The sequence below is a fragment of the Nonomuraea sp. NPDC052129 genome, assembly GCF_040680095.1.
Lineage (GTDB): Bacteria > Actinomycetota > Actinomycetes > Streptosporangiales > Streptosporangiaceae > Nonomuraea.
The window spans coordinates 75,281-87,781 of record NZ_JBFAVX010000013.1; the positions used below are offsets into that span (position 1 = coordinate 75,281).

The 12,501-nt window shown below is 71.6% G+C and carries 11 protein-coding genes and 1 pseudogene; 8 read left to right on the top strand and 4 right to left on the bottom strand.

Annotated elements, in window-relative coordinates; translation table 11 throughout:
- The gene (locus AB0L53_RS27455; RefSeq protein WP_363999387.1) at positions 1 to 654 is read right to left on the bottom strand and encodes a hypothetical protein; all 654 of its coding nucleotides are present in this window, start codon (positions 652 to 654) and stop codon (positions 1 to 3) included.
- A gap of 265 nt (positions 655 to 919) precedes the next feature.
- Between AB0L53_RS27455 and AB0L53_RS27460 the strand changes: the two genes are divergently transcribed.
- Positions 920 to 1,645, top strand: coding sequence for a ThuA domain-containing protein (locus AB0L53_RS27460; protein WP_357939016.1), 726 nt, complete (start codon positions 920 to 922; stop codon positions 1,643 to 1,645).
- Positions 1,646 to 1,652: 7 nt separating this feature from the next.
- The gene (locus tag AB0L53_RS27465; protein ID WP_363999390.1) at positions 1,653 to 2,693 is read left to right on the top strand and encodes a Gfo/Idh/MocA family oxidoreductase; all 1,041 of its coding nucleotides are present in this window, start codon (positions 1,653 to 1,655) and stop codon (positions 2,691 to 2,693) included.
- Between the two features lie 76 nt (positions 2,694 to 2,769).
- Here the strand turns inward: AB0L53_RS27465 and AB0L53_RS27470 are convergent, their stop codons facing one another.
- A complete protein-coding gene (locus AB0L53_RS27470) occupies positions 2,770 to 4,518 on the bottom strand; it encodes an IucA/IucC family protein (protein WP_363999393.1) in 1,749 nt (582 codons plus the stop codon).
- Positions 4,519 to 4,571: 53 nt separating this feature from the next.
- On the opposite strand from AB0L53_RS27470, the gene AB0L53_RS27475 reads away from it, so the two are divergent.
- The 6 genes and pseudogenes from AB0L53_RS27475 (at position 4,572) to AB0L53_RS27500 (ending at position 10,461) form a co-directional block, all read left to right on the top strand.
- Positions 4,572 to 6,200: an IucA/IucC family protein gene (locus AB0L53_RS27475; RefSeq protein ID WP_363999396.1), complete on the top strand. Its 1,629-nt coding sequence runs from the start codon at positions 4,572 to 4,574 to the stop codon at positions 6,198 to 6,200.
- A 188-nt stretch (positions 6,201 to 6,388) separates the two neighbouring features.
- Positions 6,389 to 6,520, top strand: a complete 132-nt coding sequence (locus AB0L53_RS27480; protein ID WP_358533286.1) for a lasso RiPP family leader peptide-containing protein — start codon at positions 6,389 to 6,391, stop codon at positions 6,518 to 6,520.
- 15 nt (positions 6,521 to 6,535) lie between these two features.
- Positions 6,536 to 8,368 (top strand): asparagine synthase-related protein, encoded by a 1,833-nt coding sequence (locus AB0L53_RS27485; protein WP_363999399.1) that lies wholly within the window; start codon positions 6,536 to 6,538, stop codon positions 8,366 to 8,368.
- A 76-nt stretch (positions 8,369 to 8,444) separates the two neighbouring features.
- Positions 8,445 to 8,702 (top strand): annotated as a pseudogene (locus AB0L53_RS27490) (lasso peptide biosynthesis B2 protein); the annotation flags it as partial.
- Positions 8,699 to 9,646: an ABC transporter ATP-binding protein gene (locus tag AB0L53_RS27495; RefSeq protein WP_358533298.1), complete on the top strand. Its 948-nt coding sequence runs from the start codon at positions 8,699 to 8,701 to the stop codon at positions 9,644 to 9,646. The pseudogene AB0L53_RS27490 and the gene AB0L53_RS27495, both read left to right, overlap by 4 nt.
- Positions 9,643 to 10,461 (top strand): ABC transporter permease, encoded by an 819-nt coding sequence (locus AB0L53_RS27500; protein ID WP_363999402.1) that lies wholly within the window; start codon positions 9,643 to 9,645, stop codon positions 10,459 to 10,461. The genes AB0L53_RS27495 and AB0L53_RS27500 overlap by 4 nt, the downstream gene beginning before the upstream one ends.
- Before the next feature lie 80 nt (positions 10,462 to 10,541).
- Here the strand turns inward: AB0L53_RS27500 and AB0L53_RS27505 are convergent, their stop codons facing one another.
- Both AB0L53_RS27505 and AB0L53_RS27510 read right to left on the bottom strand, forming a co-directional pair.
- Positions 10,542 to 11,228 carry a hypothetical protein gene (locus tag AB0L53_RS27505; RefSeq protein ID WP_363999405.1) on the bottom strand — a complete coding sequence of 229 codons (687 nt, stop codon included), beginning with the start codon at positions 11,226 to 11,228 and terminating at the stop codon, positions 10,542 to 10,544.
- 74 nt (positions 11,229 to 11,302) lie between these two features.
- Positions 11,303 to 12,448 carry an esterase-like activity of phytase family protein gene (locus AB0L53_RS27510; protein WP_363999408.1) on the bottom strand — a complete coding sequence of 382 codons (1,146 nt, stop codon included), beginning with the start codon at positions 12,446 to 12,448 and terminating at the stop codon, positions 11,303 to 11,305.
- Positions 12,449 to 12,501: the final 53 nt, after the last annotated feature.

Here is a 12,501-nt window from a genome sequence, read left to right on the forward strand (position 1 = left end):
CTACTCATCTGCCTTGAACGCGAAGCTGGTCGGCGGGGTGAAGGACGGGTCCGGCACGCCGTACACGAGCGAGATCTGCTCGTGCGCCTTGATCGCGATGGTCGCCGGATCGCCGGTGAACGGCTTGCCGTCGACCTGGGTGGTGAGCACCTTGCCGTTGCCGGTCCGCAGCGCACCGATCTGGTTCGCCGAGAGGGTGACGCCCCACTGCTTGAAGATCTGGCCGAGGGTGTAGACCTCGCCCTTGGCGCGGGATTCGACGTGGATCACGCCGCGGGCGTCATGGGTGTGTACGGGGGTCATCTCCTCCCCCTCGATCCCGATGTTGGCCGGGACCGCCACCTCCTTGCCGTCCACGAAGAGGCTCAGATGGGCGTGGTAGTGCTCGGCGGTGCCCATCGGCCCGGCGGTGAGACCGGCGGCCTTCATCCCGGGGGCCGGGTCGTCCGGGATGGACCAGGGCGGCGTCCCGCCGTACGGCTGGGCGGGCTTGGCCGAGACGGTCTGGAAGATGCCGTACCCGGCCGCGGCCAGGGCGACCAGCGCGACGGCCGAGCCGATCCCCGCGGTCACCCACCTGCGGCGGCCCGGCTCTTCGATGACCGGCGGCTCGGCGGGGCGTTGCTGGGATTCCGGCGTCTCAATCGTGGACATGGGCGCTCCTGGGCAACATGCGGCTTTGCGACCTTCAGCTCATCATCCGCGAAGAAGGATCAGCGCAGATGACGCCGCCACCGGCCGGATGTGGCCGTGCTTTACGGCCAGCGGAGTCACCTGGCCGTTGAATCGCCACGAAAGGCACATCGGGGCCATCCTCTCCCCCGAAACCGGCTTCAACGCCCCCGATAGCGGCGAGAACCATCCAACAAAGGGTCCACGACGTTCAGAGGGCCGCAGGGCCCCTCGGGGAGGCACACGGATGCCGATCAAGGTCACCGTCTGGAGCGAGAACTACCACGAGCCACGCGAGGAGGACGTACGCCTGCGCTACCCGGAGGGCATTCACGGCGCGATCGCCGCCGGCCTGACCGAGCGGCTCGGCGACCGCGTACAGGTGCGCACCGCGATCCTGGAGGAACCGGAGCACGGGCTGTCGGAGAAGGTCCTCGCCGAGACCGACGTGCTCACCTGGTGGGGGCACATGGCCCACGAGGAGGTGTCCGACGAGGTCGTGGAGCGGGTGCATCAGCGCGTGCTCGGCGGAATGGGCCTGCTGGTGCTGCACTCGGGCCACTACTCGAAGATCTTCCGCAAACTGATGGGCACCACCTGCTCGCTCACCTGGCGCGACGCGGCCGAGCGCGAGCTGGTGTGGACGGTCGCCCCCGGCCACCCCATCGCCGAGGGCGTACCGCGGCCGCTGGTCATCGGCGAGCAGGAGACGTACGGCGAACCGTTCGGCATCCCGGAACCCGACGAGCTGGTCTTCGTCAGCAATTTCAGCGGCGGCGAGGTCTTCCGCAGCGGCTGCTGCTACCGCCGGGGCCTGGGCCGGGTCTTCTACTTCAGCCCCGGCGATCAGGGGCACCCGGTCTACCACCACCCGGACGTACGGCGCGTGCTGGCCAACGCGGTGCTGTGGGCCGCCCCCGCGTCCGGCGTCGGCGACCCCCTGCGGAACGCCCACACCCCCATCACCTGGTAGGAGCCGCATGACCTTCATCACCCTCGAGGAGGACCGTCCGCTGCGGGCCGTGGTCGTCGGCGCCGGGTACATCGGCGGCCAGTGGGCACCCGAACTGCTCGCCCATCCCGGCACCGAACTGGTCGGCTGGGTGGACGTGGCCGAGGAGCGCGCCCGCGCCTCCGCCGCCGCCCTGGGCCTGGACGGGCTGCCCGTCAGCGCCTCGCTCACCGCCGTGCTCGACGGCGAGGAGCCCGACTTCATCGTCAACTGCACCGTGCCCGGGGCTCATCGCGAGGTCACCGTCACCGCCCTGGAGCGCGGGGTGTCGGTGCTCAGCGAGAAGCCGATGTCGATCACGCTCGACGAGGCGCGGAGCATGGTGAGCGCGGCGGACCGGGCGCGGCGGCTGTTCGCGGTCAACCAGAACCGCCGCTTCCTGCCGAACCTGGTGGCCTTCCGCAGGACCGTGGCCGAGCTCGGGCCGCTCGGGCTGCTGACCTCGGAGTTCTTCATGCCGTACAAGGGGCCGCCGTTCCTGGACACGCTGGAGCACCCGCTGTTACAGGACATGGCCATTCACCTGTTCGACGCGGCCCGCGCGGTGTCGGGGGCCGATCCGGTCAGCGTCTACTGCGAGTCGTTCCGGCCGCCGTGGACCTGGTATCCCGGCACCTGCTCGGCCACGGCGATCTTCGAGATGACCGGCGGGCTCCGCTACACCTTCACGGGGAGCTGGTCCGCGCCCGGCCAGGCGACGTCCTGGACCGGCAGCTGGCGGGCCGCCGGCACGCACGGCACGGCGCGCTGGGACGGCGAACAGCGGCCGACGGTGGAAGGGGCAAACGGCCACAAGGTACGCAGACATCCACCCGAACCTGACCGGTATCCGGGGCGGGCCCGGTTCAGCGGGCTGGCAGAGGGGCTGGAGGAGTTCCTGGCCGGGCTGCGTACTGGGCGGCCGCCGCAGGGTGAGTGTCATGACAACATCCGCAGCCTGGCCATGGTGACGGCCGCCCTGGAGTCGGCCCGCACGGGGGCCCGGGTGCCGGTGGGCTTCGACGTCTGAGGGGTTGCGTCGGTGAGATCCGCACATTGAGACCGGCATGTGGGCCAGATCCGCGTGTCTGTGAGAGGTGCGTGGGTCAGGTCCGCGACAACGGGTTGGGCAGCCGGGCCCAGCGGTCGCCGGTGGGGCCGCCTTCGAACTGCATCACCGTGTGCGCTTTGACGGGGAGCTCCGCGCCGAACAGCGCCGCCCGGTCGGCGCGGGTGTCGGCGGTGGCGGGCAGGTCGTCGAAGACCTGGCCGGCCACCGCCACCACCACCGCCCACAGCCGCTCCTCCACCTCCCGGTCGCCCTGCCCGAGAGCCGAGACGAGGCTGCTGAACGTGGTACCGACGAGCGAGCCGAACAGCTTGGCGTGCAACTCGTCCGGATCGTCGGTGATGAGGCGGGCGCTGAGCGGCGGCGGCGTAAGGCCGTTGCGGCGCAGGCGCGCGGGGCTGACGCGAATGTCGGCCAGGTCCCGGTAGACCAGGCGGATCGGGTGACCGTGACGGTCCAGGACAACCAGGAGGTTCTGCCCATGCGCCTCCAGCGTCACGCCGTACGCCAGCAGCCCCAGCGCCGCCTCCAACGCCTGCCGCGCGAACTCCCCCAGCCACTCCACGGCCGCATCCAGGCTGGGGACGAAGGGCGGACCGCCGGACGGAGACCGGACGACGCCGTGGAAAGGCGAGCCACCACTCAGGGCCTGGACGACGCCGTGGATCAAGGGCGGGCCGCCGGTCGGGGGCCGGACGATGAGGGCCGCCACGGGAAGCACGGTCTCGCCCGCGCCCGCGTACTCCGTCGGCGACTCGCGCACCAGGACCGCCAGGTCGGCACTGGGCTCGCCGTCCACCACCGCGCAGGCGGCGGCCAGGTTGCGGGTGATCCGCAGCGGCCCGCCCAGCCGCCGGGCCAGGTGCACCAGCATGGCCGAGAGCGGCGCGCTGTCACGGATCGAGCCCGGCGAGATGTCCCGCACGTTGGACGTCAGCCGCGTGGAGAGCGCCGTCTTGAAATGCGGCCCGCCGCCGACGGGCGCGAGCGTACGTACACAGATCAGCGGCCGGGCCGCTATCCCGCCGGCCACGAACGGCCGGAACCCCACCTCCGGCAGCACATGCCTGCTCTGCCACGGATGGGCGGGCAGCAGCAGCCGGTCACCGTCGCGCAGCCAGTCGGGCCAGGCCCCGATGACCACGCACCGCGACGCCGGCACCGCCACCAGATCCAGATCGACGACGGGCCGGTGTTCGGGCATGTACGCGATCTGCTCCGCCGGCGACACCCCTGGCCGGTTACGACAGGACGGATGATAGGGATGCCCGTCCACCACACTCTGCTCGAACCACTCCAGCGACCCCTCCTCCGCCCCCGTCCCCAGCCCCAGCCTGGCTCCGGCACGCGCGAGCGCCAGGGAGGCGACGCTGCGGTCCAGATCGGCGCCGAAGCGCTCCGATCCCGGCAGCCCGAGCGCCGCCAGCAGCTCGCCCGGCCGCGTGTAGGCCCGCCCATCCAGCAGCACCGCCGGGTCCTCCCCCGCCCCCAGGTCGTACGCCAGGCGGCTGGGCCCGGTGAGCAGACGCCCATCGGCCAACCGGACCCGCCCGACCACGCTGTCCCGCCGGGCCGCGCCGTCCTGCCCGTCTGGGCTCTCCCGCCCGGCCATCCCGGGCACCGGCTCGTACAGCAGCCCCCGCCAGAGCAGGCCCAGGATGGTGGCCCGCGCCCCCGGCAGCGCCTCGGCGTAGGCGGCGGCCAGACCGGGACGGACCTGTGCCAGCGTTGCGGCAAATTCCGCTTCTGCCCGACCTTGAGGGGGATCCTCCAATTCAATACTCATAACGGGTAGTTACCCAGTGTATGACCACCGATACGAGTGGTGAGGGATCCGCGATGGCGCATCATCCCGAGGGGCCGGACGCGGCACAGGTGACCGTCGCCGACGCTCTCACGATGACGGCTCTCCTCAACTGCCTGGTCCGCGAAGTGGTCAGCCCCGAGAGCGGCCAGAACGACGGCCATCAGACCTACCGTCTGCCCGCGACCGGCCACCTGCTGCGCGTTCGGGCCGGACGCTACCCCGGTCACCCCGCCCTGTACACGCCCGGTGGCTGGCTCCCTCTGTCCCTGGACCTCCTGGTGGCACTGACCACCGAGGAGCTGACCGCGTACACCGGCGTGTCCAACGACACCCTCGCGAGCGAGATCCGCCACAGCAGAGACGTCGTCGCCACTCTGCTGTCCACCCGGCGCACCCCCACATCCAGCACCCAGCCGTTCATCGAACCCACCGAACTGTTCCTGCGGTCCGAGCAGGCCCTGGTCGCCGGGCACCGCTACCACCCGGCGCCCAAGGCCCGTGGCGGGCTCGGTCCGGACGCCTGGCTCCCCTACGCGCCCGAGGCCCGCGCCCGCTTCCCGCTGATCCTGCTCGGGCTAGCGCCCGAGATCGTGCTGGAGGAGGGCGACACCACCGCGCTGGACGCCCTCGGACCGCCGCCGCCCGATGGCGGCCTCCTGTTGCCCGCCCACCCCTGGCAACTTGAGCTGCTGGGCGGCCATGCCGCCCTACGGGACGGGCGGCTGCGGAATCTGGGCGAGACCGCCGCCGTACGGGACGGCCGACTGCTCTATCTCGGCGAAACCACCGCCATGGCCGTACCCACCTCTTCGCTGCGCACCGTCTACCTGCCCGACGTGGATCTGTTCTGCAAGTTCAGTCTCGACGTCCGGATCACCAACGACGTCCGCCGCCTCTGGGCCCGCGACCTGCGCCAACTCACCGCGGTCGACCGCCGGCTGCGGGAGGTCTTCGACGACCTGCCCGCGCATCTGCCGAGACCGTCCGTACTCTCCGACCGGGGCTACCGCACCGTGGACCTCGGCGATGGCGACGGTGGTGAGGCGCTGGCGGTGGTCGTGCGCGACGGCCTGGGGGCGCACCTGCGTCCCGGCCTGACGGCACTGCTGGCGGCGGGGATCAGCGAGGGCTTTCCCGGCAACCCGCTCGACGGCCTCGACGAGGACCGGGCGCTCGCCTGGTGGCAGGGCTACCTGGAGCACGTCGTACCGCCGGCCCTGCACGCGTATTTGCGTCACGGCGTGGTCCTGGAGTGCCACCTGCAGAACGTACTGATCGGCGTGGACGCCACCGGCGGCCCGGCGCAGGTGATCTTCCGTGACCACGAGGGCGTCAAGCTGGTCGCCGACCGGCACCCGGACACGACACCAGGCGTCAGCGCGGCCTACGGCTGGGAGCGGCTGGTCTACTGCCTGGTGACCAACAATCTCTGGGAGATCGCCGGCGCGATCGAGGAGCGCCACCCGGGCCTCGGCGGTGAGCTGTGGGCATGGGCCAGAGATCTGCTCGCCGGGTACGCGGCGGACCACATAGAGGTCCGCGCCCTGCTGGCCGCCGACCACGTGCCCGCCAAGGCCAACCTGCTGCTGCGCTGGCTCGGCGCCGACGGCGGCGCGATGCGCTGCGTGCCCGTCCCCAATCCGCTGCGACCCCGCCCCTAGCCCCCCTGCGTGCCCGTCCCTACCAACCCCCCTGCGTGTCCGTCCCCAGTCCCCTGCGACCAGTAGCCGGCCGGCACAGAAACCGTGACCATGGTCATCGCTATTAGTAACCGAATAGCTACTGTCAGTGACAGTGCCGGGTAGATAGACATGGGCGTGACCGACATCATCTCTGAAAGGAGAAGGTCATGCACGCACCAGCCGCGTACGAGCCGCCGGCCCTGGCCGAAGTCGGCGACTTCGCCGACCTGACGCGCGGTTTCCCGTCAGGCTTCGTCCTTGATTGGGCCCCCCAGCCGTTCCAGTGGTTCTCCGGCTGACGGGCGGGAGCATCGGTGCTAGGTGAGATGTGGTTCGCCGTCCTCCCCGACGGTGAAGCCGGTCTTGCCGCGGCAGGCGTGCTGCTTCCTGGAGCCAGTCAGGTGATCGACCACGCCTCCGGGCGGCCGTGGTTGATCGGGGACTGGCCCGGCCACCAGATCCGTCTGGCGGCGGCGGGAGCGGCACGGGTGGCGGTGATCGGGCGCTGCCCGGTCACCGCCACTGACCTGGCCCTGCGGCTGGCCCGGATATCCGACGTCGAGCGGATCGAGCAGGTCGTCGCGGGGCTGACGGGCAGCTTCCACCTGGTCGCCTCGATCGACGGCCGGGTGGCGGTGCGGGGCACCGCCTCGGCCGTCCGCCGCGTCTTCCATGCCCGCGTACGCGGTGTGACCGTGGCCGCCAGCCGTTCCGACGTGCTCGCGTGGGCGACCGGCGGGCGGATCGACGAGCGGGTGCTGGCCACGCGGCTGCTGCCGAGCGGGGTGGTCGGCCCGTTGCAGGACCTCGGTGTGTGGCGCGACGTCAGCTGCCTGCCGCCCGACCGTACGCTGCTGATCGAGCCCACCGGCATGACCGGCATCCGCACCTGGTGGCACCCACCCGAACCGGCCCTGCCCCTGGCTGAGGGAGCGACGGCGCTCCGCGAGGCGCTGACCGGCGCCGTGGACGCGTGCACCGCCGACGGCGGCACGATCAGCGCCGACCTGTCCGGCGGCATCGACTCCACCAGCCTCTGCTTCCTGGCCGCCCGCGGCCGGGCAAGCCTGATCACCGTGCACTGCGAGGGCATGGACCCCGGCAACGACGACCCGGCCTGGGCCTTCCGCGCGGCCACCGGCCTGCCGGATGCGACGCACCACGTCATCGGCAGCGACGAGCTCCCGCTGTGGTTCGCCGGGCTGACCGAGCCCCAGCCGTCGATGGAGGAACCCTCCGGCTGGGTACGCGACGCGGCGCGGCTGGCCGACCTGGCCTGGCGGCTGAGCACCGCCGGTTCCCGGCTGCACCTGATGGGGGTCGGCGGCGACGAGCTGTTCTCCGCCCTTCCGCCCTACCTCCACGACCTGGTCAGAGACCGCCCGTTCACGGCGCCCGCGCACCTGCGCGCCCGCCGGGCCCGCTGGCGCAGCTCCTGGTGGCGGATGCTGCGGGCGCTGGCCGACCGCGCCGACCACCCGGCCTGGCTGGAGCGCTGCGTCGCCGATCTGAGCACCACACCCGCGGCCGCGGACGCCTATTCGATGGCCTGGGGGCCGCCGCTGCGTATGCCGCCCTGGGCCACCGCCTGCGCCGTGCACGCGGCCCGCGACGTACTGGCCGGGATCGCCGCCGCGCGGCCGGCGCCGCTGTCGCCGCTACGTGCCCAGCACCAGACCCTGCTCTACGCGCGCACCGGCGGGGCCGGGCTGCGCCAGATCGACCAGGCCACCTCCCGCCTGGGTCTCCCGTACGCCGCGCCCTACCTGGACGACGCCGTGATCGAGGCCGCGCTGTCGGTACGGCCGGACGAGCGCGCCGGCCTCGGCCGTTACAAGCCGCTGCTGGCGGCCTCGATGGACGGCGTCGTGCCGGCCGAGATGCTCGAGCGCTCGACCAAGGGCGAATACGGCGCCGACTTCTACGCCGGCTGGCGGCGCCATCGTGACAGCGTGCTGGAGCTGTTCGAGGCGTCGGAGCTCGGCCGGCTCGGGCTGATCGACACCGGCGCCCTGCGTGCCGCCCTGCTCGGCGTGCACCCGCGGCCGCACGTCATGGAACCCCTGTCGCAGACGCTCGCCTGCGAGATATGGCTGCGCTCACTGACCCCACACCGGATGCCGGCCATGACCACGGGAGACTCCTGATGCCCTTCAGCCTGCGCGGCGGCGTGTCCGCCGCGCACTCCATCGACGGCATGGTGCTGCTCGACGAGCACGCCGACCTGCTGGCGGCCCTGCGCCGAGCCGGACTGGTGATGCCGTGAGCCACCCGATGACCTCCGAGTCACGCGCCCGGGCTTCGCTGGCCATCTTGTGCCGGCTCCGGGGCACCTGGCCCACCTGGTGCGCGGGGGTGCGCGTGGAGCCGTTCCGCGCGCACGCCTGGGTGCAGGTGAACGGGCAGCCCGTCGGCGAGCCCTATCCGGCCGGCTACTACCGGCCGATCATGACCGTCGCGGCCCCCCCGGCCGCCCCATGAGGCCGGGGGCGATCCACACCCGCTCGCTGCGCAAGTCCTACCAGGGCATGCGCGCTGTGTGCGGGATCAGCCTGAACGTCGAGGCCGGGGAGATGTTCGGCTTCCTCGGGCCCAACGGGGCCGGCAAGTCCACCACGATCTCGATGCTGTCCACGCTGCTGCGGCCCAGCGGCGGCCGGGCCCTCGTCGCGGGCATCGACGTGCGCGACGACCCAAAGGAGGTACGCCGGCGCATCGGGCTGGTCTTCCAGGAGCCGACCGTTGACGCCGACCTGACCGTACGCGAGAACCTCGCCTTCCACGCCACGCTCTACGGCCTGGGCAAACACGACGCGCGCCGCCGCGTGGCCGAGGCCGCGGACCTCGTGGGCCTGACCGGCCGCGGCGACACTCTGGTACGCACCCTGTCCGACAGCATGAGACGCCTGCTGGAGATCGCCCGCGGGCTGCTGCACGAGCCGGGGGTGCTGTTCCTCGACGAGCCCACGGTGGGCCTGGACCCGCAGGCCCGCGCGGAGATCTGGGAGCACCTGCGCGAGTTGCGCCATCGCCGGGCCATCACCGTGTTCCTGACCACCCACCACCTGGAGGAGGCCGAATACTGCGACCACATCGCCATGGTCGACCGGGGCCGGGTGGTCGCCGACGACTCCCCGGCCGCGCTGAAGCGACTGATCGGCACCGACCGCATCCATCTGCGCACCGGCGACGACCAGGCCGCGGCCGCCACGCTGTCCGACTACCTGGGCCTGTCGAGCGCGTGGGGGCCTGACGGCCTGTACGTCCAGGTGACCGACGCGGCCACCGCCATCCCCTGGGTGTGCACCGTGCTGCGGGTGCCCGTTCACTCGATCGAGGTACGCCGTCCCAGCCTCGACGAGGTGTTCCTGCGCTACACCGGCCGGACCTTGGACGGCGCGTCACGTCCGGGGGTGTGGCCGTGACCGTGGACGCCCGTCCCTCCCTCTGGTCACGTCTTCTGCGCCGGCTCTGGTGGGAGACCCGGGCCGCCCATGTGGTGTGGCAGCGCGAACTGCTCCACTATGTCCGCAACCCGGCACGTCTGATCATGACCCTGGTCCAGCCGGTCGTGTACCTGCTGGTCCTCGGCACCGGGCTCGCCGCCATGCTCCCGGGCGGTGGCGGCTATCTCACCTACCTGTTTCCCGGCGTACTGCTGATGACCGTCCAGGCGCCCGCGATCGCCATCGGCGCCTCCGTCGCGGTCGACCGCGAGGCGGGCTTCCTCAGGGAGATGCTGGTCGCGCCCGTCCATCGGGTGAGCCTGCTGGCGGGCCGGTGCGCGGGCGCCGCCACGGTGGCCACCTGTCAGGGCGTGTTCGTCCTGGGTCTGGCGGGGGTGGCGCACATCCCGTACGCGCCTGAGCTGATGCTCGCCCTGGTCGCCGAGATGGCGCTGATCGCGTTCGCCATGACCGCGTTCGTCGCCCTGCTGGCCGTGGTCATCTCCCCGACGCCGAGCTTCCACGCGGCACTGGGGTGCGCGCTGACGCCGCTGGTGTTCCTGTCGGGCGCGCTGTTCCCGATCGCGGGCCTGCCTGGCTGGTTGACTGCTCTCATGATGGCCAACCCGCTCACCTACGTGATCGACCTGCTCCGGCGGACCATCGCCCCGTACCTCGCACGGCCGGAGCCCGCCGCCGTCCACTCGCCCGTCCTCATGGAGCTCGCCGTCACCGCCGGGGTAGGGCTGCTCTCCCTCCTACTGGCCGCCCGCCGCCTCTCCCGCCCGCACTGAGGCCGTCCAGAGACCCCAGCCCGACGGACCGTCTTCCTCCCCTCCCCGAAGGGGGTCCCTCCAGAGAGACATTGCGGTCCCTACACCAGGCCGACCATGAACCCCTCATCGCGGATCCCCAGGTAGGCCGCGGGACGATATTGCCGCATCGCCCGCTCGATGACCGGAATGTACTTGGGGTTGGAGCCGAGAGGCAGCCGATAGCCGTTCTTGACCGTGTGGAACTCCCACAGGTGCTCCAGTTCCGGGTGGCGGGCGCGGAACCCGGGATCGGCGGGGAAGAGATCGAGGCGCACCATCACCTTGCGCATGATGTAGTCGGCGAGCTTGACCCGGCGCTGCTGGGTGCGCGAGATGCCCACTCCCGACAGCTCGGCCCACGGCGCCGACCACGGCCTGCCCTGGGGATCGTCCCAGCGCACGCCATAACCGTCGAAGACCAGCCTGCGGGGGCGGCTGAGCTTGCGCCACGCGATGATCGGCAGGGCCCCGATGGCCAGGAACAGCAGCCCGAACAGCCCGGCGACCACAGTGGTCCCGGCGCCGCCCCTGACCTGGCCGGTGAGCGACGACACGATCGTGATGAGCCCGATGGCCCCCGCCACGGAGCCGCCGATCAACGCCTTCGTCTTGGCGTCCCCGCCGACGTCGATCACCACGGGAGGCGGGGCGAAGGCGGGGGGCTGCTGCTGCGGGGGATACGGGGCGTTGAACTGCTGCTGGTGATGGGGTGGATACGGTGGCTGTTGCGGCGGCCGGTACGTCATGAAAAGTCAGGCTAGTTCGGGCGACCAGGCCCCCCGCGATGCTTCACCGTTTTGCGAAGCGAGTTCGAGCAGGTTCAGCAGCTCCGGGTGGCGAAGGCCAGGAACTGCGTCGTCTCCTCAGTGGAGAAGTTGTCGTCGGACCCGATCACGAGCGTGCACTCGCCCGTGCGCAGCCGCGGCCCCCAGGCGAGGCTCTCCAGGTTCTGTACCGGCGTCCGGATGTCGTCGAGGTCGGTGACCAGGCGCTTGGAGACCGCACGGTAGGGCTCGCCGGTCGTCAGGCTGTTCCTGGCCAGCACGTTCGTGGCCCCACGCAGGTCGATCTCGTACAGCTTCACCCGATAACCGACGCCTTCGAGCCAGGAGCGCTCCAGAGCCAGGAACCGGTGCTCGTCGATCGCCAGGATCTCCGAGACCCCGCTGTCGGAGTGCCCGGTCGGCGGGACGGGGGCGGTGGGCAGGGGGTCGACGGGGTAGACGTACTGGGCGCTCGGCTTGCTCCTGAAGCGGCTCCATACGGTGAGGCGGGCCGCCGCGCCGTGCTCGACGGTCGGCGGCTCCCCGTCCTCGAAACGCGGGCCCTCGGTGGCGGTCGTGATCGTGCGCGAGGTGAGGGCCAAGCCCTCGATGCCGAAGTTGCGTCTGGGCCCGGCGTCCGTGGCGGTCATGCGCAGGTTGGCGGGCATCGGCAGCTCGCTGACCTGCTGTCCCTGGGCGTCGGCCCGGTGGACGTACAGGCCGGACGGCGGAATGTCCGGGTGCCCCTCGTCCGGGCGGTCGCCTTCGTCACCCCACAGCAGCCGGCCGGTCCACTGGTCGTAGCGGATGGTCTCAGGGTCGGCGGACTCGGGCTCGCCGTACGGGGGGTAGGTGCTCCCGTCGGGGCGCAGGAAGGTGTTGACCCCGGTGAGGTGAACGCCGGTGAACGCGCCAGTCCTCCAGTCGAAGGCGAGTCGCCCGGTGTAGAAGCGGGCCGGTCCGTAGCGGCCGCGGTCGTCGGAGATGAGGTACCAGGTGCCGGTGAGCGGGTCGCGATCGAGTCCGGACAGGCCACCGACCGTGGTGCCGGCGTAAGGCATCTTGTACGGCAGTCGCTGCTCGCCGAGGAAACGGGTGATCTCGATGGGCTGCGGCGAGGCACTCGCCGCCGTGGCTGCGGGCACGGCGGCGAGGCCGATCGTGACCGCGACGGCCGCGGTGATGCCCACTATTCTCCGCATTCATCTCTCCCCACTCGGCGACACCGGCGGGGATATGAGACCGCGGATTCATC

Bases quoted from the DNA above. Each gene is read 5' to 3' on its own strand.
- AB0L53_RS27465 (WP_363999390.1), top strand. From the start codon at position 1,653: ATGACCTTCATCACCCTCGAGGAGGACCGTCCGCTGCGGGCCGTGGTC.
- AB0L53_RS27510 (WP_363999408.1), bottom strand. From the start codon at position 12,448: ATGCGGAGAATAGTGGGCATCACCGCGGCCGTCGCGGTCACGATCGGC.
- AB0L53_RS27455 (WP_363999387.1), bottom strand. From the start codon at position 654: ATGTCCACGATTGAGACGCCGGAATCCCAGCAACGCCCCGCCGAGCCG.
- AB0L53_RS27460 (WP_357939016.1), top strand. From the start codon at position 920: ATGCCGATCAAGGTCACCGTCTGGAGCGAGAACTACCACGAGCCACGC.
- AB0L53_RS27505 (WP_363999405.1), bottom strand. From the start codon at position 11,228: ATGACGTACCGGCCGCCGCAACAGCCACCGTATCCACCCCATCACCAG.
- AB0L53_RS27470 (WP_363999393.1), bottom strand. From the start codon at position 4,518: ATGAGTATTGAATTGGAGGATCCCCCTCAAGGTCGGGCAGAAGCGGAA.
- AB0L53_RS27480 (WP_358533286.1), top strand. From the start codon at position 6,389: ATGCACGCACCAGCCGCGTACGAGCCGCCGGCCCTGGCCGAAGTCGGC.
- AB0L53_RS27495 (WP_358533298.1), top strand. From the start codon at position 8,699: ATGAGGCCGGGGGCGATCCACACCCGCTCGCTGCGCAAGTCCTACCAG.
- AB0L53_RS27475 (WP_363999396.1), top strand. From the start codon at position 4,572: ATGGCGCATCATCCCGAGGGGCCGGACGCGGCACAGGTGACCGTCGCC.